The organism is Sphingomonas sp. BL-S-05 (assembly GCF_055521695.1).
The window spans coordinates 2,931,235-2,950,648 of record NZ_CM145499.1 but is presented as its reverse complement, the minus strand read 5'-3'; the positions used below and the strand labels follow the sequence as shown (position 1 = coordinate 2,950,648).

Annotated in this window: 22 protein-coding genes; 12 read left to right on the top strand and 10 right to left on the bottom strand. The window is 67.5% G+C overall.

Annotated elements, in window-relative coordinates; all coding sequences use genetic code 11:
* The first annotated feature begins 33 nt into the window (after window positions 1–33).
* Genes ACZ1JS_RS13765 through ribH form a run of 3 tightly spaced genes read left to right on the top strand, consistent with a single transcriptional unit; the run spans window position 34 to window position 2,180 of the window.
* Entirely contained in the window at window positions 34–639 is a 606-nt protein-coding gene (locus tag ACZ1JS_RS13765) for a riboflavin synthase (protein ID WP_465166555.1), read from the top strand.
* A complete protein-coding gene (ribB, locus tag ACZ1JS_RS13760; protein WP_242119624.1) occupies window positions 626–1,756 on the top strand; it encodes a 3,4-dihydroxy-2-butanone-4-phosphate synthase in 1,131 nt (376 codons plus the stop codon). Before ACZ1JS_RS13765 ends, ribB begins: the two co-directional genes overlap by 14 nt.
* A gap of 1 nt (window position 1,757) precedes the next feature.
* The gene (ribH, locus tag ACZ1JS_RS13755) at window positions 1,758–2,180 is read left to right on the top strand and encodes a 6,7-dimethyl-8-ribityllumazine synthase (RefSeq protein WP_440488615.1); all 423 of its coding nucleotides are present in this window, start codon (window positions 1,758–1,760) and stop codon (window positions 2,178–2,180) included.
* A gap of 135 nt (window positions 2,181–2,315) precedes the next feature.
* On the opposite strand, the gene ACZ1JS_RS13750 is transcribed toward ribH, so the two are convergent.
* Window positions 2,316–2,933 carry a YbhB/YbcL family Raf kinase inhibitor-like protein gene (locus tag ACZ1JS_RS13750; protein ID WP_465166554.1) on the bottom strand — a complete coding sequence of 206 codons (618 nt, stop codon included), beginning with the start codon at window positions 2,931–2,933 and terminating at the stop codon, window positions 2,316–2,318.
* 153 nt (window positions 2,934–3,086) lie between these two features.
* Here ACZ1JS_RS13750 and ACZ1JS_RS13745 point away from each other — a divergent pair, with 153 nt between their 5' ends.
* Both ACZ1JS_RS13745 and ACZ1JS_RS13740 read left to right on the top strand, forming a co-directional pair.
* Window positions 3,087–3,803, top strand: coding sequence for a cytochrome c oxidase assembly protein (locus ACZ1JS_RS13745; RefSeq protein ID WP_465166553.1), 717 nt, complete (start codon window positions 3,087–3,089; stop codon window positions 3,801–3,803).
* Window positions 3,749–4,291 carry a CopD family protein gene (locus ACZ1JS_RS13740; RefSeq protein ID WP_465166552.1) on the top strand — a complete coding sequence of 181 codons (543 nt, stop codon included), beginning with the start codon at window positions 3,749–3,751 and terminating at the stop codon, window positions 4,289–4,291. The genes ACZ1JS_RS13745 and ACZ1JS_RS13740 overlap by 55 nt, the downstream gene beginning before the upstream one ends.
* On the opposite strand, the gene ACZ1JS_RS13735 is transcribed toward ACZ1JS_RS13740, so the two are convergent.
* Window positions 4,261–4,779, bottom strand: coding sequence for a DUF2231 domain-containing protein (locus ACZ1JS_RS13735; protein WP_465166551.1), 519 nt, complete (start codon window positions 4,777–4,779; stop codon window positions 4,261–4,263). The two genes, ACZ1JS_RS13740 and ACZ1JS_RS13735, sit on opposite strands and share 31 nt — an antisense overlap.
* A gap of 42 nt (window positions 4,780–4,821) precedes the next feature.
* Between ACZ1JS_RS13735 and coxB the strand changes: the two genes are divergently transcribed.
* The 4 genes from coxB to ACZ1JS_RS13715 are packed head-to-tail and all read left to right on the top strand — an operon-like array spanning window position 4,822 to window position 9,298.
* Complete coding sequence (coxB, locus tag ACZ1JS_RS13730) at window positions 4,822–5,451, top strand: cytochrome c oxidase subunit II (RefSeq protein ID WP_465166550.1); 630 nt, start codon at window positions 4,822–4,824, stop codon at window positions 5,449–5,451.
* Window positions 5,448–7,901 carry a cytochrome c oxidase subunit I gene (ctaD, locus tag ACZ1JS_RS13725; protein ID WP_465166549.1) on the top strand — a complete coding sequence of 818 codons (2,454 nt, stop codon included), beginning with the start codon at window positions 5,448–5,450 and terminating at the stop codon, window positions 7,899–7,901. Before coxB ends, ctaD begins: the two co-directional genes overlap by 4 nt.
* Complete coding sequence (locus ACZ1JS_RS13720) at window positions 7,898–8,212, top strand: hypothetical protein (protein ID WP_465166548.1); 315 nt, start codon at window positions 7,898–7,900, stop codon at window positions 8,210–8,212. The genes ctaD and ACZ1JS_RS13720 overlap by 4 nt, the downstream gene beginning before the upstream one ends.
* 54 nt (window positions 8,213–8,266) lie before the next feature.
* The gene (locus ACZ1JS_RS13715; protein ID WP_465166547.1) at window positions 8,267–9,298 is read left to right on the top strand and encodes a patatin-like phospholipase family protein; all 1,032 of its coding nucleotides are present in this window, start codon (window positions 8,267–8,269) and stop codon (window positions 9,296–9,298) included.
* On the opposite strand, the gene ACZ1JS_RS13710 is transcribed toward ACZ1JS_RS13715, so the two are convergent.
* The 4 genes from ACZ1JS_RS13710 to ACZ1JS_RS13695 form a co-directional block, all read right to left on the bottom strand.
* Complete coding sequence (locus tag ACZ1JS_RS13710) at window positions 9,299–9,658, bottom strand: Rieske (2Fe-2S) protein (protein WP_465166546.1); 360 nt, start codon at window positions 9,656–9,658, stop codon at window positions 9,299–9,301.
* Window positions 9,655–10,938 (bottom strand): homogentisate 1,2-dioxygenase, encoded by a 1,284-nt coding sequence (gene hmgA, locus ACZ1JS_RS13705; protein ID WP_465168699.1) that lies wholly within the window; start codon window positions 10,936–10,938, stop codon window positions 9,655–9,657. Before hmgA ends, ACZ1JS_RS13710 begins: the two co-directional genes overlap by 4 nt.
* A gap of 155 nt (window positions 10,939–11,093) precedes the next feature.
* Window positions 11,094–12,152 (bottom strand): 4-hydroxyphenylpyruvate dioxygenase, encoded by a 1,059-nt coding sequence (gene hppD, locus ACZ1JS_RS13700; RefSeq protein WP_465168698.1) that lies wholly within the window; start codon window positions 12,150–12,152, stop codon window positions 11,094–11,096.
* A 52-nt stretch (window positions 12,153–12,204) separates the two neighbouring features.
* Complete coding sequence (locus tag ACZ1JS_RS13695) at window positions 12,205–13,110, bottom strand: LysR family transcriptional regulator (RefSeq protein WP_465166545.1); 906 nt, start codon at window positions 13,108–13,110, stop codon at window positions 12,205–12,207.
* A 98-nt stretch (window positions 13,111–13,208) separates the two neighbouring features.
* Between ACZ1JS_RS13695 and ACZ1JS_RS13690 the strand changes: the two genes are divergently transcribed.
* Window positions 13,209–15,296 (top strand): malate synthase G, encoded by a 2,088-nt coding sequence (locus ACZ1JS_RS13690; RefSeq protein WP_465166544.1) that lies wholly within the window; start codon window positions 13,209–13,211, stop codon window positions 15,294–15,296.
* 15 nt (window positions 15,297–15,311) lie between these two features.
* Entirely contained in the window at window positions 15,312–15,563 is a 252-nt protein-coding gene (locus tag ACZ1JS_RS13685) for a hypothetical protein (RefSeq protein WP_465166543.1), read from the top strand.
* A gap of 12 nt (window positions 15,564–15,575) precedes the next feature.
* On the opposite strand, the gene ACZ1JS_RS13680 is transcribed toward ACZ1JS_RS13685, so the two are convergent.
* The 4 genes from ACZ1JS_RS13680 to ftsE are packed head-to-tail and all read right to left on the bottom strand — an operon-like array spanning window position 15,576 to window position 18,377.
* Complete coding sequence (locus ACZ1JS_RS13680) at window positions 15,576–16,286, bottom strand: lysophospholipid acyltransferase family protein (RefSeq protein ID WP_465166542.1); 711 nt, start codon at window positions 16,284–16,286, stop codon at window positions 15,576–15,578.
* Entirely contained in the window at window positions 16,283–16,822 is a 540-nt protein-coding gene (locus ACZ1JS_RS13675; RefSeq protein ID WP_465166541.1) for a YdcF family protein, read from the bottom strand. Before ACZ1JS_RS13675 ends, ACZ1JS_RS13680 begins: the two co-directional genes overlap by 4 nt.
* The gene (locus ACZ1JS_RS13670; RefSeq protein ID WP_465166540.1) at window positions 16,819–17,700 is read right to left on the bottom strand and encodes a cell division protein FtsX; all 882 of its coding nucleotides are present in this window, start codon (window positions 17,698–17,700) and stop codon (window positions 16,819–16,821) included. The genes ACZ1JS_RS13675 and ACZ1JS_RS13670 overlap by 4 nt, the downstream gene beginning before the upstream one ends.
* Window positions 17,697–18,377 (bottom strand): cell division ATP-binding protein FtsE, encoded by a 681-nt coding sequence (ftsE, locus tag ACZ1JS_RS13665; protein WP_465166539.1) that lies wholly within the window; start codon window positions 18,375–18,377, stop codon window positions 17,697–17,699. The genes ACZ1JS_RS13670 and ftsE overlap by 4 nt, the downstream gene beginning before the upstream one ends.
* A gap of 156 nt (window positions 18,378–18,533) precedes the next feature.
* On the opposite strand from ftsE, the gene ACZ1JS_RS13660 reads away from it, so the two are divergent.
* Window positions 18,534–19,409, top strand: coding sequence for a zinc-ribbon domain-containing protein (locus tag ACZ1JS_RS13660; RefSeq protein WP_465166538.1), 876 nt, complete (start codon window positions 18,534–18,536; stop codon window positions 19,407–19,409).
* Window positions 19,410–19,414 lie beyond the last annotated feature (5 nt).

Genomic DNA, 19,414 nt, shown 5'->3' with positions numbered 1-19,414 from the left:
GGCTGCCGAACGATCCACGATGAGGAGCGAAGCGTGTTTACCGGAATAGTCAGCGACGTGGGGCGCATCGAATCGATCGACGGGCCGGGCGACCTGCGGGTGCGGATCACTTGCGCCTATGACACGACCACTATCGACATGGGGGCATCAATCGCCTGTTCGGGCGTGTGCCTGACGGTGGTCGACAAGGGGCCGGGCTGGTTCGCGGTCGATGTGTCGGGCGAGACGGTGTCGCGCACCGCCGATCAATGGGCCGCGGGACGTCCGCTGAACCTCGAACGCGCATTGAAGTTGGGCGACGAACTGGGCGGGCATATCGTTACCGGCCATGTCGATGGCGTCGGCACGGTCGTCGCGACCGAGGGCGACAAGGATTCGACCCGCGTGACCTTCGCGATCGATCGCGCGCTCAGCCCGTTCGTCGCGACCAAGGGGTCGGTGACGATCGACGGCGTGTCGCTGACCGTCAACGACGTCGCGGACGATGCCGAGGGCACCCGCTTCACCGTCAACCTGATCCCGCATACCCAGGCGGTCACGACGCTTGGGGGCCTCACGCAAGGGCAGTCGGTCAATATCGAGATCGACGTGCTCGCCCGTTATCTGATGCGAATGGAACAAGTCCGTGGCCAACGCTGAACTGGCGGGTCTCCGCCACGCTTTCCTGTCGTCCCCCGAAGAGATCATCGACGAGGCCCGCAACGGGCGGATGTTCATCCTGGTCGATGACGAGGATCGCGAGAATGAAGGCGATCTGGTCATCCCGGCGCAGATGGCGACGCCCGACGCGGTCAATTTCATGGCACGCCACGGGCGGGGGCTGATCTGCCTCGCCATGACCAAATCGCGGGTCGAGCAACTCGGCCTCGACCTGATGGCGCGCAACAACGGTACCCGGCACGAAACCGCCTTCACCGTCTCGATCGAGGCGCGCGAGGGGGTGACGACCGGCATCTCCGCCGCCGACCGCGCGCGGACGATCGCGGTGGCGATCGACGCCAGCAAGGAAGCGTCGGAGATCGTGACGCCGGGCCATGTCTTCCCGCTCGTCGCGCGCGAAGGCGGGGTGCTGGTGCGCGCCGGCCATACCGAGGCGGCGGTCGACGTGTCGCGCTTGGCCGGCCTCAACCCCTCGGGCGTGATCTGCGAGATCATGAACGAGGACGGGACGATGGCGCGGATGGACGACCTGGTCGGCTTTTCGCAGCTCCACGGCCTGAAGATCGGGACGATCCGCGACCTGATCGCCTATCGCCGCCGTCACGACCATCTGGTCACCAAGCGCGCCGAAACCGTGTTCGAGAGCGAGTGGGGCGGCGAGTGGCGTGCCATGACCTTCTGGAACAAGGCGACGGGCAGCGAGCAGGTCGCACTGGTCAAGGGGCTGATCGATCCGGGCAAGCCGACGCTGGTACGGATGCATGCGCTGTCGCCCTTTGCCGACCTGTTCGGCGAAGGCGGCGACCGGGGCGGGCTGCTGCGCAAATCGATGCGGATCATCGGCGAGGAGGGTGCCGGCGTCGTCGTGGTCATCAACCGGCCGCGGCCCGATGGCCTGACGCTGGCGATCCATGCGCGCAGCGGTGCGCCGGTGCCCGACATGGAGGAATTGCGCGACTATGGCGTCGGCGCGATGATCCTGAACGAACTGGGCGTCGAGGACATGGTGCTGCTGACCAACACCCACCACACGCTGGTCGGGCTGGACGGCTATGGGCTGAAGATCGTCGGCGAACGGCCGATCACGGAGAATTGATATGGCGAAGGTGCTGATCGTCGAGGCGCGGTTTTACGATCATCTGAACGATTTGCTGCTCGAAGGCGCGCGGGCGGCGATCGAGGCGGCGGGGCATGACCATGAGACGGTGACCGTGCCGGGCGCGCTGGAAGTGCCCGGCGCGATCGCGATCGCCGATGCGGCCGAGACCTATGACGCGTTCGTCGCGCTAGGCGTCATCATCCGTGGCGAGACCTATCATTTCGAGGTGGTGTCGAACGAGAGCGCGCGCGGGATCATGAACCTGTCGCTGGAAGGGGTGCCGGTCGGCAACGGCATCCTGACCGTCGAGAACGAGGCGCAGGCGCTGACCCGGGCGAAGAAGGACGAAAAGGACAAGGGCGGCGAAGCGGCCAAGGCGGCGTTGGCGATGCTGGCATTGCGCGAGCGGTTCTCGGTTTGAGGTAATTCCTCCCCGGCACGGGGAGGGGGACCGCCGCGAAGCGGTGGTGGAGGGGGCTTTCGGCAAGCGAAGTGTTGGCGGCGCTCCCCCTCCACCAGCCTGCGGCTGGTCCCCCTCCCCGTGCCGGGGAGGATTTCAGGCTGGCGCCGTGGCCCCGACCGGTCCCACTTCCGCCGGTTCGCCGCGCGAATAGATGCCGGTGAGGAGGCCTGCCGCCAATACCCGGCCGGCCATCGCCTCGACCACCGCGCTGCGGCCCGGATTGGGGTCGAGTTGCGGCGCGTCCTTGAGCGCGAACAATTGGAAGGCGTAGCGATGCTCGCCATGGCCGGTCGGCGGGTCGGGCGGCAGCCAGCCTTCGCGTAGATAGCTGTTGCGGCCGACATCGCCGTGCGTCGTATCGCCGTCGCCATCGGGCCGGATCGCGCCTTCGGCGAGCTGGCCGTCGCCGGGCGCGATATCCCACAGGATCGCGTGGACGAGGGGCTGGGTCGAGGGAGCGTCGGGGTCCTCGACGATCAGCGCCAGCGAGGTCGCCTCTGCGGGCACGCCACGCCAGTGCAGCGGGGGCGACACGCCTTCGCCATCGGCGGTGAAGCGTTCGGGCAGCCGCTGTCCATCGGCAAAGGCGAGGCTGGCGAGATCGAGGCTGGCGAAGCTGCCCAGTGCCGGATCGACGATCGTCAGCTTCGATGCGCCCGCACGGACATTGTGCAACAGGGCGCCAAGCCACCCCGGAACATGTTCGAGCATGTTGGTCCTTTCGTCGCGATTTCCCGGCCATAACCGGTGAGACCGTCGCCGGGGTCCGCCGGGCCTGCATAAATCGGTGCCGCGATGCGGCGATCCCGCCCGTTGATGCGTTGGCGGACGGGGACAGGGAAACAACCAATCGACAGGGTGGCGATGATCGACTGGTGGCGAAGCTATTGCGGGGACGCGCCCGTGGCCGGCGACTGGCTGGCGCGGTGGAATGACGATCCGGTATTGATCGCGCTGCTGCTGGTCACGTCGGTGTTGGCGATGCGATTGCCGGCCGGGCGGCGGGGCGCCGGGCTGGCTGGTATCGCGGTGCTGGCGATCGCCTTCGTCTCGCCGCTCTGTGCCTTGAGCGTCGCGCTGTTTTCGGCGCGGGCGGTGCATCATCTGTTGCTGATCGGGGTCGCGGCACCGTTGCTGGCGATGGCGTGGCCGGTGCGCGGGCGGGTGGCGGTGACGCTGCCGCTGTCGACGGCGATCTTGTGGGCATGGCATCTGCCGGCGCTGTACGATGCGGCATTGGCGCATGTCGGCGTCTATTGGCTGATGCAGGCGACGCTGCTGGCGAGTAGCTGGGCCTATTGGGCGTCGATCCGCCGCGCGGCGGCGATGGAGGCGGTGGCGGGCATCGCCGGTGGTGCGGTGCAGATGGGTTTTCTGGGCGCGCTGCTGACCTTTGCCGGGCGGCCGCTGTACGAATCGCATCTGGCGACGACCTTCGCGTTCGGGATCGGGCCGCTGGCCGATCAGCAGATGGCGGGGCTGATCATGTGGGTGCCGGGCATGGCACCCTATGCGGTCGCGGCAGCGTGGATCGCGGCGCGGCGCTGGCAGGACTTCGCGACCGGGCGGGCGGCGGCATGATCCTGACGTGGATCAAGGGGCTGCATATCGCCGCGCTGATCCTGTGGTGCGCGGGGCTGGTGGCGCTGCCGCTGGTGCTGTCGAAGCATGACGTGGGCGAGCGGCAAGCCGATTATGCGCGGCTGCGGCGCATCACCCATTATGGCTATACCCGGATCGTCACCCCCGCAGCGGTGATTGCCATCGCCGCCGGTACCGCGCTGATCTTCCTGCGCGGGGTATTCGTGCCGTGGATGTTCGCGAAGCTGGTCGCGGTCGGGCTGCTGGTCGTGATCCATGGGCTGACCGGCCATGTCGTGGTGCTGATGAGCGAGCGGCGCGGCGAATATGCGCCGCCATCGTCGAAGCCGCTGCTGGCGGTGACGCTGGCGACGATGACCGCGGTGCTGACGTTGGTGCTGGGCAAGCCGGTCCTGCCCGACCTGGTTCCGGCATGGCTGAAGACGCCGCAGCATCGTCAATTGCCGGTAGAGGCGACCCCGACTTGATATTCGAACACCAACTTGCCGCCATGCCAGCCGGTAAAGCCGGTGAAGCCGAGCGCGAACAGCGAGAGCAGGATGCCATAGGGCAGCACCGCCGTCTCATAGCCCGTGCTGAGCCGATAGCCCCAGTTCGCGCCGAGGATCGAGAGCAGCATCACCGCGATGATGAAATGCGTCCAGCTCGCCGCGCGCGCCCGGATACCGGGGACGGCGAGCAGCTCGACGGTACCGGCGATCCCGGCGAGGACGCCGAGCAGGAATCCCGCGCCCGATGCCCAGAGTGCGGCGCGCGCCCAGAAACCGTCGCCGGTCCACCAGTAAAAGGAATCGGCGCCGAAGGTGCAGGCGGTCAGCGCCACCGGAAAGGCGACCAGCATCGCATGGATCGGGTGACCGGCGACCGCGACCTTCGATTCGGTGCGATGGAACGCCGGATTGGCGCGGATCGGGTCGACCAGTCGTTCGTCGACCGCGGCATCCGGTTCGGTCATGCGGCATTCCCCCTGCGGCGCTGTATCGTCGGGGGGACAACGGTGCTGGCCGCCGGTGGTTGCGCCGGGCCGTTGTCGGTGCTCGACCCCGCCGGGCCGCATGCCGCGTCGGTCGCGACCCTGTGGTGGGTTATGCTGGCGGGCGCGGTGCTGCTCGCCGGGCTGGTCTTCGCACTGCTCGCGCTGGCGATGGTGTGGCGGCACGGCAAGCGGCAGGTGGTCGAGCGGCGCTGGATCATCGGGCTGGGGCTGGTGATGCCGAGTGCGGTGCTGCTGGCGCTGCTCGGCTATGCGCTGTTCCTTGGTGGGCGCATCCTGCCGACACCTGCGCCGGACACGGTGACGATCGGGGTCGAGGCGCGGCGCTATGCATGGGCGTTTCGCCATCCCGGCGGGCAGGTTACCGACGGTGTGCTGCACATCCCCGCCGGGCGGCCGGTCGATCTGGTCATCACCGCCACCGACGTCATCCACAGTTTCTGGGTGCCGCGGCTGGCGGGCAAGATGGACGCGATCCCGGGACATACCAACCGGTTGCGGATCGTCGCGGCACGGCCGGGCACCTATCGCGGCGAATGCGCCGAATATTGCGGCACCGGTCATCGCGACCATGGCTTCACGGTGATCGCGCATGATGCCGCCGGCTGGGCGGCACTGGGGCAGGACCGATGAAGGCGCTGAAACTCCATCGCGACCTGACCGCGATCTGGCGGACCGAACCGGGGCTGCGCGGGCAGTTGCGATCGGTCAACCATTCGGACATGGGACGGCGCTTCATCCTCGGCGCGTTCTTCTTCTTCGCGGTCGGCGGGGTGCTGGCGATGCTGATCCGCGCGCAGCTCGCCACGCCGCACAGCGCGTTCGTGGGACCGGCGGTCTATAACCAGCTCTTCACGATGCATGGCAGCATCATGATGTTCCTGTTCGCCATCCCGATGTTCGAAGGGCTGGCGATGTACCTGCTGCCCAAGATGCTGGGCGCGCGCGATCTGGCCTATCCGCGGCTCTCCGCGCTGGGATGGTGGTGTTACGTGTTCGGCGGCAGCATCCTGATCGTCGCGATGCTCGCCGGGGTCGCGCCCGATGCCGGCTGGTTCCTGTACCCGCCGCTGTCGGGACGGACCTATACGCCCGGCATCAATTCCGACGTCTGGCTGCTCGGCGTGACCTTCGTCGAGATTTCGGCGATGTGCGCGGCGATCGAGATCGCGGTATCGATCCTGAAGCTGCGCGCGCCGGGCATGCGGCTGGACCAGATGCCGCTGTTCGCATGGTATATGCTGGCGACCGCCGGCATGATGCTGTTCGGATTTCCGCCGCTGATCCTCGGATCGATCCTGCTGGAGGTCGAGCGCGCGTTCGGCTGGCCGTTCTACGATCCGCAACTGGGTGGATCGCCGCTATTGTGGCAGCATCTGTTCTGGCTGTTCGGCCACCCCGAAGTCTATATCATCTTCCTGCCCGCCGCGGGCACGGTCTCGACGATCCTGCCGGTGATGGCGCGGACAAAGATCCTCGGATACGGCGCGCTGGTCGCGGCGATCATGGCGCTGGCGTTCCTCAGCTTCGGGCTGTGGGTCCACCACATGTTCACGACCGGCATCCCGCACATGGCGCTGGGCTTCTTTTCCGCCGCGTCGACGCTGGTCGCGATCCCGACGGCGGTGCAGATCTTCGCATGGCTCGGCACCCTATGGGCGGGGCGGCCGCAACTGAAGCTGCCGATGCTGTATCTGATCGGCTTCTTCGTGGTGTTCGTGCTGGGGGGCCTTACCGGGGTAATGCTGGCGGTGGTGCCGTTCGACGCGCAGGCGCACGATACCGCCTTCGTTACCGCGCATCTCCATTATGTGCTGGTCGGCGGGTTCGTGTTCCCGATGCTGGCCGCCGCCTATTACTGGCTGCCGCATTTCACCGGGCGGGGGCGGGTGATGCGGCTGGGCGAGGCGGCGTTCTGGCTGATCTTCATCGGGTTCAACATGACCTTCTTCCTGATGCACCTGACCGGATTGCTGGGGATGCCGCGGCGGATCGACACCTATCCGGCGGAGATGGGGTGGACGTGGCTGAACCTGTTGTCGTCGGTCGGCAGCTTCCTGATGGCGTTCGGCTTCGCGCTGTTCGCGATCGATGTCGGGTTGCAGATCTGGCTCGGTAGGTTCCATCGCCGCAATCCGTGGAATGCGGCGACGCTGGAATGGGCGATGCCGACGCCGCCCGCCGCCTATAATTTCGCCAGCCTGCCGCGCGTCGCGGGGCGCGATCCGGTCGAGGACCGGCCGAACCTCGCGGTCGAACTGGCGCGGGGCGAGGGGTGGCTGGGCCACACAAGGCATGGCTGGCGCGAGACGATGGCGGTCGACATGGTCAGTGGCGCGCCCGATCATATCGTGATCCTGCCGACCAATAGCTGGCTGCCGATCACGACCGCCGCGGTGCTGGGCGGATTTTTCCTGTCGATGCTGTTCGGACTATATCCGGTTGCGCCGATGTTCCTGATCGCGGTCGTGTTTCTCGGCTGGCGCTGGGCATGGAGCAACGGACGGCGGCGCGATTACGGCCCGTTGCCCGCCGGGCCCGGCGGGGCGATGCTGCCGATCGCAAACGAGGTTACGGGCACGACCGGCTGGTGGGGCAGCGTCTTCGCGCTGTCGGCCAGCGCGACGCTCTTCGCCTCGCTACTGTTCGGCTATGCGTTCCTGTGGACGGTCGCGCCCGACTGGCCGCCGCCGGTGCGGGTAGCGCGGGCGCCGTTCGAACTGGTGCTGGCACTGGCCGGGGCGGCCGTCGCGATCCTCGCCATGCGGCGGGAGCGATGGGCGGCAGCATGCTGTGGGCAGGTTGCGATCGTCGCGGCGCTGCTGCTTTTGGTGACGCTGCGGCTGCCCGGGCCGACGACGCATGCCTATGCAGCGACCGGAGCGATGGTTTCGGCCTATGCGATCTTTCATGCCGCGCTGGCGGCGGTGATGCTGGCGTTCCTGCGGGCGCGGGCCAGGGCCGGCTTCATCGGCGGGGCACGGCAAGGCGAGCCGCGCATCGTGCGGTTGTGGAGCGATCATGCAGCCGTGAGCGGGATCGTCGCGGCCATGGTCGTCGCGCTGCCGGGATGGTTCGCGTGACCGCGCTGCTGCGCATGACCGCCGGCCTGACCCATTGGGCGGTGGCGTTTTGCGTGTTGTACGGCCTGCATGGCATTGGCTGTGCCGGCGGATGGGCGGCGGTCGCGATCGGGCCGGTCAGCGTGCAGCGGCTGGTACTGCTGCTGTCGTGGATCGGCGGGATATTGGCGGGCGTCGCGCTGGCCCTATGGTTGTACCGGACGCGCGGCGACGCGGCGACCGACCAGATCGGCATCGTGCTCGGCTGGATCGGGGTCGCGGCGATCGTCGTCACCGGGCTGCCGATCGTGACGCTGCCGGCATGTCTATAGGATACGAACGGCGTCTGCTGCGTTGCAGCATCGATTGACAACCGGGAGATCGACATGGCCGCATCCGACCGACCGCGCCTCGCGCTGGCGCTGCAGGGTGGTGGCGCGCACGGCGCCTATGGCTGGGGGGTGCTCGACCGGCTGCTCGAAGAGGATTTGCCGATCGTCGCGGTCAGTGGCGCGTCGGCCGGGGCGCTGAACGGGGCGGCACTGGTCAGCGGCATGGCGATCGACGGGCGGCAGGGGGCCAAGGATGCGCTCGCGCGGCTCTGGGGGAGCGTGTCGCGCAACTCGCCATTGCAGGCGTTCGATACCGATTTCTGGATGATGCCGGCGTTCGAGCCGCTGCTGCGGCGGTCGCTGGAATTCAGCAAGCTGATCAGCCGCTATATCGCGCCGCTGTCGCCGGGGTTGCGCGACATGCGGGCGCTGCGGCGTGTGGTCGGCGACAGCCTCGACCTGACCGCGCTGACCGCGCGCCATGCGATCCCGCTGTCGATCGCCGCCACGCGGGTCGCGACCGGGGCGGCGCGGCTGTTTCACAATGACGACATCACGCTCGATGCGCTGATGGCATCGGCCTGTCTGCCCGAATTGTTCGGGCCGGTGACGATCGACGGCGAACCCTATTGGGACGGCGGCTTTTCGGCCAATCCGGCGCTCGAGCCGCTGATCTTCGGCGGGCATGGCCAGACCGACATGCTGATCGTGCAGATCACGCCGTTCGCCACGCGCGAGACACCCGATACGCTGGTCGAGGTGATGGGGCGGATGAGCGATATTGGCTTCAACGCCTGCCTGCTTCGCGACCTGAAGGCGCTGACCGAGGTGCAGGCGATCGCACGGCGCGCGCCGCCGATCGACGACAAACTCACGGCGCTGGCACGGACCAATCTGCATTTGATGGAGGCGGCACCGGCGCTCTCGGACCGGGGACCGACCGGCAAGAGCGATACGCGTCGGTCGCAGCTGGAGGGCCTGCGCGAACTGGGCCGGGCGACCGCCGATGCGTGGCTGGCCGAACATGGCGCACGGCTGGGGCAGGGATCGACGCTGACCGAATTGCCCGAGGCGGTGGCGGCCTGATCAGGCGGTGACGATCGCGCCGTCGTCGACCGTCACCGGCCACGGCGTCAACGACTGACCGGGGCAGGGGCCGCCAAGGCATTTGCCGTCCTCGATCGCGAACAGCGCGGCGTGCCAGCTACAGGTGATCGCGCTGCCATCCGGGGTCAGATAGGCGTCGAGCGTCTGCGCGAGCGGCAGGCCCATATGCGGGCAGCGATCGACATAGCCGACCACCGCATCGCCGCGCCGCACGACGAAGCCGTGGAACCGGCCGGCGCGCAGTTGCAACACATAGTTGCGCGCGCGCCCATCGGCGATGTCGGTCAGCGGGCCGAGCGTGACCCCCGCCGGGGTGGCGAAGACGCGGTTGTCGCTCATCCGGGCAGACGCGCCTTGGCGAAGCCGGTCCAGACATCGTCGTAATCGAGCTGCATGGTCGGGGAAGCCATCGCCCAGCGGCTCGGTTTCACGACGTGACGGGTTTCGAACATGAACGCCATGGTGTCCACGATCCGGTGCGGCTTCAGGTCGGCGGCGACCGCCTTGTCATAGCTTGCCTGATCGGGGCCGTGGCCGTTCATCTGGTTGTGCAGCGATGCACCGCCGGGCGCGAAGCCGCCCTCCTTCGCGTCATAGGCACCGGTGACGAGGCCCATGAACTCGCTCATGACGTTGCGATGGAACCAGGGCGGGCGGAAGCTGTCCTCGGCGACCATCCAGCGCGGGGGGAAGATCACGAAATCGCAATTGGCGGTGCCGGGCGTGTCGCTGGGACTGGTCAGCACGGTGAAGATCGACGGGTCGGGATGGTCGAAACTGACGGTGTTGATGGTGTTGAACCGGGTCAGGTCGTAGCGGCAGGGCGCGAGATTGCCGTGCCAGGCGACAACGTCGAACGGGCTGTGGTCGAGGGTAGTGGTCCAGAGATTGCCCTGGAATTTCTGGACGACCTCGCAAGGGGTGTCGCGGTCCTCATACCATGCGGACGGCGTCTCGAAATCGCGTGGGTTGGCGAGGCCGTTGGCACCGATCGGGCCGAGATCGGGCAGGCGGAACAGACTGCCGTAATTTTCGCAGACATAGCCGCGCGCCGCGCCCTCGGGCAGTTTGATGCGGAAGCGGACGCCGCGCGGAATGACCGCGATCTGCAGCGGGGCAAGGTCGATCCGGCCGAGTTCGGTGTCGATCGCGAGGGCACCTTGCTGCGGCACGATCAGTAATTCGCCATCGGCCGAGAAGAAGGCACGGTCCATGTCCTTCGTCGCGGCATAGAGGTGGATGCCGACACCGCTCTGCGCGGCGACGTCGCCGGTCGCACCATAGGTGACGAGGCCGTCGACCCAGTCGGTCGGTTCGGTCGGCAGCGGCAACGGATCCCAGCGCAGGCGGTTGGGGCTGGGCGGCGGGCCGGCGATGGGGGCGGTTTCGAGCGTCTTTGCGCCGGTATAGGGGGTGAACGCCCCGTGATTGGCCGTGGGGCGCAGGCGGTAGAGCCACGAGCGACGGTTTTCGGCGCGCGGCGCGGTGAAGGCGGTGCCGGAGAGTTGTTCGGCGTAGAGGCCGAAGGGGACATGCTGCGGGCTGTTGCGGCCGATCGGCAAGGCGCCGGCAACGGCCTCGGTGGCGATATGGTTGGCGAAACCGGGGTGGTAGGTCATGGTCACCTTATCCTTCCTTCCCGCGGGCGGGGAGGATTTGCAGCGTTGCCTGCCCGCCGGGCCGTCAGTCGCGGCGGAGCCGCGCCTTGTGGCCCGGCTCCGTCGCGCTGGCCGAGCGGGGCCGGGTGCCTTCGCACCCGCATCCGGTCGATGCCTCAGGCATCGACCGTGATGACGCCCCGCCGAATCTGATCCAGTTCGATGCTTTCGTACAGCGCCTGGAAATTGCCGTTGCCGAAGCCCTCATTGCCCTTGCGCTGGATGATCTCGAAGAAGATCGGGCCGAACATCGGTTCGGTGAAGATCTGCAGCAACAGTCCCTCTTCGCCGACATTGCCGTCGATCAGGATGCGGTTGCGCTTGAGGCGTTCGAGGTCCTCGCCATGACCGGGCACGCGCTTGTCGACCAATTCGTAATAGGTCTCGATCGTATCCTGCAGCTTCACGCCGCGCGCGCGCAGTTTTTCGACGGTTTCGAAGATATCTTCGGTGGTGAAGGCGAGGTGCTGGATGCCTTCGCCATTATAGTCGCGGATGAATTCCTCGATCTGGCTCTTGTCGTCCTGGCTTTCGTTCAGTGGGATGCGGATCGCCTTGTCCGGTGCGATCATCGCCTGGCTGAACAGGCCGGTCGCCTTGCCCTTGATGTCGAAATATTTCTGCTCTTCGAAGCCGAAAATCTGGTTGTAGAAGGTCGACCAGGTCCGCATCTGCCCGCGCTTCACATTGTGGGTCAGGTGGTCGAGCAGGTCGAGACCGACATTGTTTTCGGCCTCCGCTTCGGCAGCACCGGGGATGGCGTCCCAATCGTCGTACAGCGACCCGGCCGCACCATGGCGGTCGACCAGATACAGCATCGATCCGCCAATCCCCTCCAGCGCATAGCCTTCGCCCAGCACGCCGCGCGAAGGATTCGCCGGTTTGGCACCGCGCGTGACGGCGGCTTCGAACGCAGCCTTCGCATCGGCGACGCGGAACGCCATGCCCGCGGCCGATGGACCGTGCTGCGCAGCAAAGTCCGCAGCATGGCCGTTGGGGATACGGTTCAGCAACAGGTTGATGCGGCCCTGTTTGTAGCGGACGACGTCGCGCTCACGATGCTTCGACGCGGCAACGAAACCGAACTGTTCAAGCTGCGCGGCCATGCGATCGAGATCGGGGGCGGTGAATTCGCAGAATTCGAACCCGTCGAGACCCATCGGGTTGACGTCCATATGCTCCACCGGTGCATCCTCCTAATTGGTATCAATTGATACCAACCTGATCCTAACCATGGCCCGTGTCAAGCGTCTCCCAGGGTGGTGGCGAGAAGCGGTCGGCAAGGAAGTCGACAAAGGCGTTCACCGCCGGGCGCGGTTGCGCGGCGTGCAGCGCATGGATGGCGAGGTCGCGCGCTCCCGCCCATTCGGGCAGGATATGGATCAATCGCCTGTCGGCGAGCGCTGTGCCGACGTCCCAGAGCGAGCGCAGCGCGATGCCGACCCCGGCAAGTGCCAGTTCGCGGACGATCTCGCTGGAGTCGGTGCGGACGTGCGATATCCCTTCGACCAGCGCGCGCTTGCCGGGACGCAGCAGCGTCCATGGCAATTGCCCGTCGGCGGCGAGCAAGCGGTGACCGGCGAGTGCCGCGGGAGTGGTCGGCGTGCCGTGCGCGGCAAGATAGGCGGGGCTGGCACAGACCACGCGCCGATTGCCGGCCAGTCGCCGTGCGGCATAGCCGGTGGGCGGATCGGCAGTAATGCGGATCGCGCAATCGATCCGCTGCGCGGCAAGGTCGACATAGCCATCGGACAGCGTCAACTCGAGCGCGATCGCCGGATAGGCGCGCAGGAAATCGCCGAGATGCGGCGCGATATGCAGCCGCGCGAACGAGGTCGGTGCGGCGATCCGCAACGGACCGGCGGGGGTCGCGGCGGCGCCGGTGACACGCGCCTCCGCTTCGGTCAGCGCGGCGAGGATCTGCGTCAGTTCGGCATGGAGTTGCGCGCCGACCGGAGTCGGGTGGAGCCGCCGCGTGGTCCGCTCGATCAGCCGCACGCCGAGCCGCGCCTCCAGCCGCGCCAGCCGCTTCGACACCATCGCCGGGGAGATACCCCAGCCCCGTGCGGTTGCGGCGATGCTGCCGCTGTCGAGGATCGCGACGAACAGCGCATGGTCGGGATCGAAGGCCATTCGTTCCTCCATGGAATGACTGTGCTGCGATTATGATCGCTACCGATGCGAAATACGAGGTGGTAATCGGGTCCCGGGAAACGAGGAAAGGTGCCGTGATGCCGCAAGCCTATGTCGATCGCGCCGGATTGTCGGTCGCCGCCGAACTGGCCGAGTTCGTCGAGGCGCGGGCGCTGCCCGGTACCGGCATTCCCGCCGATTCCTTCTGGGAAGGTGTTGCCGCGATCTTCGCCCGCTTCGCGCCTGAGAACCGCGCGCTGCTCGCCCGGCGCGATGCGTTGCAGGCGCAACTGGATGCGTGGTTCGTCGAGCGCGCGGGCCAGGCGATCGACCCGGCCGAACAGGAGGCATTCCTGCGTTCGATCGGCTATCTGGTCGACGAACCCGCGCCGTTCACGATCGATCCGACCGATGTCGATCCGGAGATCGCGACGCTGGCCGGGCCGCAACTGGTCGTGCCGATCCTGAATGCGCGGTTCCTGCTCAACGCCGCCAATGCGCGCTGGGGCAGCCTGTACGATGCGCTGTACGGGACCGATGCGATCCCCGGTACGGCGGCGCCCGGCGGCTATGACGCGGTACGCGGGGCGGCAGTGATCGAGCGGGCGAAGGCGTTTCTGGACGAAGCGGTGCCGCTGGCGGAGGGAAGCTGGCGCGACTGGGCTGGAGACGCGCCGCAACTGGCCGATCCGGCGCAATTGGTCGGCCGGGCAGGCGACCATCTGCTGCTGCGCCATCACGAGCTGCACATCGAACTGGTCATCGATCGCGACCACGCGATCGGCCGCACCGATCCGTCGGGGCTGGCCGATATCCTGCTCGAATCGGCGCTGACCACGATCTGCGATCTGGAGGATTCGGTCGCGGCGGTCGATGCCGAGGACAAGGTCGCCGCCTATGCCAATTGGCTGGGGCTGATGCAGGGCGATCTGTCGGCGAGCTTCGCCAAGGGCGGACGGACGGTTACCCGAACCCTCGCCGCCGATCGCCGCTATGTCGGCAGCGATGGCGGGGAACTGGTGCTGCCGGGGCGATCGCTGTTGTTCGTCCGTAATGTCGGCCATCTGATGACGACGCCCGCGCTGCTGCTGGCCGACGGCAGCGAGGCCCCCGAAGGCATACTCGACGCGATCGTCACCAGCCTGATCGCGCTGCACGACGTGAACGGTCCGCGCGCCAACAGCCGGACCGGATCGATCTATATCGTCAAGCCCAAGCAGCATGGGCCGGAGGAGGTCGCCTTCACCGACCGGCTGTTCGACGCGGTCGAGGATCTGCTGATCCTTCCCCGCCACACGATCAAGGTCGGGGTGATGGACGAGGAACGGCGCACCTCCGCCAATCTGGCGGCGTGCATCCATGAAGTCCGCCACCGGATCGTGTTCATCAATACCGGCTTTCTCGACCGCACCGGCGACGAACTGCACAGCGCGATGCATGCCGGGGCGATGATCCCGAAGGGCGAAATGAAGGGGGCGGCATGGATCGCGGCCTATGAGGATCGCAACGTCCAGATCGGCCTTGCCTGCGGCCTTGGCGGGCGGGCACAGATCGGCAAGGGCATGTGGGCAGCGCCCGACCGGATGGCTGACATGCTGGCACAGAAGATCGCGCACCCGATGAGCGGGGCGAGTACCGCATGGGTGCCGTCGCCGACCGCCGCGACGCTGCACGCGCTGCATTATCATGGCGTGGATGTTGCGCAGCGACAGACGGCGCGGGTGAGCGAACCGGTCGCGCCGCTGGCACAGTTGCTGACCCTGCCGTTGGCGACCGGGCGCAATTGGGTTGCGGACGAGGTCGCGCGTGAACTCGACAATAATGCGCAGGGGATCCTCGGCTATGTCGTGCGCTGGGTCGATCAGGGCATCGGCTGTTCGAAGGTGCCCGATATCCATGACGTCGGGTTGATGGAGGACCGCGCGACGCTACGCATCTCGTCGCAGCATATCGCCAACTGGCTGCTGCATGGCGTTTGCACGGCAGCCGACGTCGATGCGGCGTTCGATCGGATGGCGGTCAAGGTCGATGCGCAGAATGCGGGCGATCCGGCGTATCGGCCGCTCGCGGGCGGCGTCGCGCTGGCGGCGGCGCGGGCGTTGGTGTTCGAGGGGTTGGAGCAGCCCAATGGCTATACCGAGCCGTTGTTGCATGCGTATCGGAAGGTGGCAAAGGCAGCAGGGTGATGGCAGGATGGCGACATGTACGACCTTCGCCGCTTTCTTATTGAGGCACTCACGCGGGTCGCAAATGGCGGCGACATCGATAACGCGGAACTCGATGTTGCCGTACCTGACCCGTTTGTCCTCCATCCCGTTGAGCGGACCGCATGGCGAGAGTTGAGTCACTGGGCGGACGACGATGACATCAGAACGAAAGACGCGCGCTACGCCATCCTGAAGCGCGAGCGTATGCGAGATTGTCTGTTGGAGTTGAAAGGGGCCAGCCGCTGACCGCCTAAGCACTCACTTTACCGCCACGCCCCCCGCCGCTGGTTCCAGCGCGTTGATCGCGGCATGGACCCGCGCCTCGATCTCCTCGCGCGGCAGGCCCGGCGGGATCGGGTCGAGCAGGCGGATCGTGATGACCCCCGGCCGGCTCGGCCCCTTGCGCGGCATGCAGTGGCCGCTGTCGAGCGCGACCGGGATCACCGGCAGGTTCAGCGCCTTGTACAGGCCGGCAAAGCCCGAGCGCAGCGGCGGGGCTTCGCCGACGGGGACGCGTGTTCCTTCGGGGAAGATCAGGACCGATCGGTTTTCCTTCCGCGCGGCGGCGGCTTCCTTCAGCATCTGGCGCAGCGCCTTGGACGACGCATCGCGGTCGACGCCGATCGCGCCATAGGCGCGGGCGGTGCGGCCCCAGAAGGGCATGTCGATCAGCTCGCGCTTCATGACGATCAGCGGGCCGTCGATCAGTTCGGCCATCTCGAGCGTTTCGAACATTGCCTGATGCTTGACCGCGAACAGATAGGTGCCGGGCGGGCGTACCCCTTCGACGCGGACCCGCACGCCCAATATCCAGCGCGCGAGGAAGCGGTGCACGCGGATCCAGACATGGGCGTGGGTGTGCATCGCATCGCGACTGACCGCGGCCGATAGCGGCGCGCTGAGCACGATCGGCACCGACGCGCCGTAGAACAGGATGCGGAACAGCCAGGTGCGGACCCACGCGATCACAGGTCGATCCCCAGTCGCATCACGATCCCCCGCACGACATATTTGTTATATTCGCCGAACAGCAGCGCGAAGCCCGGGTGGCCGGTCACCGGATCGGGGACGATCTCGACTGAATTGCCCAGCGCATGACGCAGTTCCATCGTCGCACGCGCCATATGCCAGTTCGAGGTCACTAGCCGGATCGAGCGATAGCGGTTGCGCCGCACCCATTCGGCGGTCTCGTCGGCGTTGGAGCGGGTGTCGACCGCCTCCTTGCCCAGATCGACGCAGCAGCGGAACAGCGCGCGCGGTGCCCCGATCGCGGCGGCCAGTTCGCGCGGGCGGACATCGGGATCGACGCCGGTGATCAGCATCCGCCGCGCCTGTCCCGCTTCCAGCACCGCGAGGCCGCGATCGATCCGGCCCGACCCGCCGGTGGGCACGACGACGCCATCGGTCCGCTGGGTCAGGACAACGGGTTGCGGCAGGGTCACCGCGAACAGCGCGAAGCCGAGCGCGTAGAGCAGCAGCAGGACCGAAAGGATGCGCCCCATCACAACACCCGTGCCAGCCGCCGCAACACCGCGATCCGCGCCGCGAACATGGCGAGCAGGGTGAAGGCGACGGGCAGCAGCGCGATCAACAGCCAGTCGAGCGGTCGCAGCGAGACGCCATCGGCCAATTGTGAATCGAGCGATGCCATACGCTGGCCGAGCAGCACCACCAGCAGACCGCCGGCCAGCGCGCCGATCAGCCCGCCGGTCAGCGTATCCTGCCCGATGCGCCGCTGGAACAGGCGCGCGATCTGAAGATCCGTCGAACCCAGCATGTGCAGGATGTCGATTGTCCCGCGGTGCGTATCAAGCCCCGCCCGTGCCACCAGCAGCACGACTGCCGCCGTCGCGCTGGCCATCACCAGCACCAGCCCCAGCGCGGTCCAGCCGAGCGCGGCGACGAAGGCGCGGACCGGCGCCAGCCAGGTCGCATGGCGATCCACGCGGATGCCGTCGCCGGCGGCCTTTGCCAACGCCTCGACCCGCTTCACCGTCGCGTCGTCACCGCTGCGCAGGTCGACATCGACCATCGCCGGCATCGGCAGGTCGGCGTCGAGCCCGGCCTCGCCCAGCCATGGTTCGAGCAGTTCGGCGAGGCGGGCACGGTCGACCTCGTTCGCGCGCGCGACGTCGGCCGAGGCGCGCAATCGGCCGAGCAGCGCGGCGGTGACCGCGTCGCGCCGCGTGGCGTCGCCCTCGATCACCTGTACCGTCAGCCGCGCCGCCAGTTGCCGGTCGATTGCGCGGCCCGCCCCGCGTGTCGACAGGCCGAGCGCCGCACTCAGGGTCGTCAGGAAGATCATGATCGCCATGATCCACACCATCGCCCGCCGCCCCTGCCGGTCGTCGAGCAGCGGCTGCACCGCCGCGCGCCCGATCATGCCGCAACCACGGGGTCGAGCAGCCGGCCGCCATCCAGCTCCATGACCAGTGCGTCGGGGACGCGGTGGAGCAGGTGATGGTCGTGGGTCGCCATGACGACGGTCGTGCCGAGCCGGTTGAGCGAGGCGAACAGCTTGAGCAGGCGTTCGGCCATGATGGGGTCGACGTTGCCGGTCGGTTCGTCGGCGACGAGGATTTCGGGGCGGGTGATGACCGCGCGGGCGATGGCGACCCGCTGCTGCTCACCGCCCGACAGCGTCGGCGGACGGGCATCGGCGCGGTCGGTCAGACCGACCCATGCCAGCATCTCCGCGACCGGCCCGGCCAGTTCCTCTTCGGGCATGCCGGCGACGCGCAGCGGCAGCGCGATATTGTCGCGGGCGGACAGATGCGGGACCAGCCGGAAATCCTGGAACACCACGCCGATCCGCCGCCGGAACCCCGGCAGGCGTTCGCGTGGCGACAGCACCATATCCTCCCCGAAAAGGCGGATCACGCCGCGGCTGGGCCGCTGCGCAAGATAGAGCAGGCGCAGCAGCGAGGTCTTGCCCGCGCCCGACGCGCCGAGCAGGAAATGGAACGTGCCTTCGCGGAGCGTGAAGCTGAGGTCGCTCAGCGTTTCCGGCCCGTGACCATAGCGAAGGCCGACATTCTCGAACTGAACGATACTGGCCACGTGCGCCCTTGGATTCCGCCGGTGACCCACGCCAATCGCACATGGGGGCGTTTGTCTCAAGCCGGGCAACATCGCGCCTTGCCCGGATGGCGTCTGCTGCGTAGATTCAGCGTTCGATTTCAAGCCGCGCCCGGTTCGCTCCGCATCAACGGTGGCGTGGCGCGGCTCATGCAGGGGGCAGGGGACGCGATGATCCTCGAATGTACGCAATGCCATATGCGCTATCTGGTCGCCGATTCGGCGATCGGACCGGCCGGGCGCACGGTCCGTTGCGCGGGATGCCGGCATAGCTGGTTCCAGCCGCCGGCGATGGTCGATCTGGGCCATGGCATGCCCGAAACCCCACCGCCCGCTGAACCGGTCCGCGTGCCGCAGCCGGTGGTTGCCGATGCCGCGCCCGAGATCGCCCGCGCCGCGTCGGCCAGCGATTATGCGCCCGCCGCCGCCCCGGCCTTTGCCGAATCGGCCTATGCCGCCGACGTGCCGCGTCCGCTCCGCGCGCGCAGTGCCGAACCGGCGCGCCGCTATGTCGACCCCGATGCCGAACGCGTCGAGCGCGGCGAGACGTTCAGCGCCTTCGCCCATCAGCCGCCCTTCGTCCCGCGCCGCAATCCCGCGCGCCGCCGCACCGCGATGGCGGTCGCCGCCGGCGTCGCGATGCTCGCCGCGACGGGCGCGATCCTCTACACCGGAACGCCGGGCATTGCCGAACAGCTAGGCCTGCCGATCGCGGCCAACGCCGACAATGCGCTGAAATTCGCGATCAACACGCCCGAGCGGCGGCTGTTGTCGAGCGGCAACGAATTGTTTGCGGTATCGGGCAAGATCATCAACGAGACCGGCAGCCGCCAGCGCATTCCCGATATCCGCGCGGTGCTGAAGGACGATCAGGATCGCAGCGTCTATAGCTGGACGATCAAGCCGCAGACCCGCGTGATCGGGCCGAGCGGAGCGCTGAGTTTCAACAGCGCCGCGCTCGACGTGCCGGCCAATGCCAAGGAACTCGAACTGAGTTTCGCCTCGGGACTGTAAGGGTC

Coding starts and splice junctions, on each gene's coding strand:
- ACZ1JS_RS13695 (WP_465166545.1), bottom strand. CDS start 13,110: ATGGCCTTCGATCCCGACCATGCGCTGTTCGTCGCGATCCTCGACAGC.
- ribH (WP_440488615.1), top strand. CDS start 1,758: ATGGCGAAGGTGCTGATCGTCGAGGCGCGGTTTTACGATCATCTGAAC.
- hppD (WP_465168698.1), bottom strand. CDS start 12,152: ATGGACGTCAACCCGATGGGTCTCGACGGGTTCGAATTCTGCGAATTC.
- ACZ1JS_RS13735 (WP_465166551.1), bottom strand. CDS start 4,779: ATGACCGAACCGGATGCCGCGGTCGACGAACGACTGGTCGACCCGATC.
- ctaD (WP_465166549.1), top strand. CDS start 5,448: ATGAAGGCGCTGAAACTCCATCGCGACCTGACCGCGATCTGGCGGACC.
- ACZ1JS_RS13750 (WP_465166554.1), bottom strand. CDS start 2,933: ATGCTCGAACATGTTCCGGGGTGGCTTGGCGCCCTGTTGCACAATGTC.
- ACZ1JS_RS13670 (WP_465166540.1), bottom strand. CDS start 17,700: ATGATCGGGCGCGCGGCGGTGCAGCCGCTGCTCGACGACCGGCAGGGG.
- ACZ1JS_RS13690 (WP_465166544.1), top strand. CDS start 13,209: ATGCCGCAAGCCTATGTCGATCGCGCCGGATTGTCGGTCGCCGCCGAA.
- ACZ1JS_RS13745 (WP_465166553.1), top strand. CDS start 3,087: ATGATCGACTGGTGGCGAAGCTATTGCGGGGACGCGCCCGTGGCCGGC.
- hmgA (WP_465168699.1), bottom strand. CDS start 10,938: ATGACCTACCACCCCGGTTTCGCCAACCATATCGCCACCGAGGCCGTT.
- ACZ1JS_RS13685 (WP_465166543.1), top strand. CDS start 15,312: ATGTACGACCTTCGCCGCTTTCTTATTGAGGCACTCACGCGGGTCGCA.
- ACZ1JS_RS13710 (WP_465166546.1), bottom strand. CDS start 9,658: ATGAGCGACAACCGCGTCTTCGCCACCCCGGCGGGGGTCACGCTCGGC.
- ACZ1JS_RS13715 (WP_465166547.1), top strand. CDS start 8,267: ATGGCCGCATCCGACCGACCGCGCCTCGCGCTGGCGCTGCAGGGTGGT.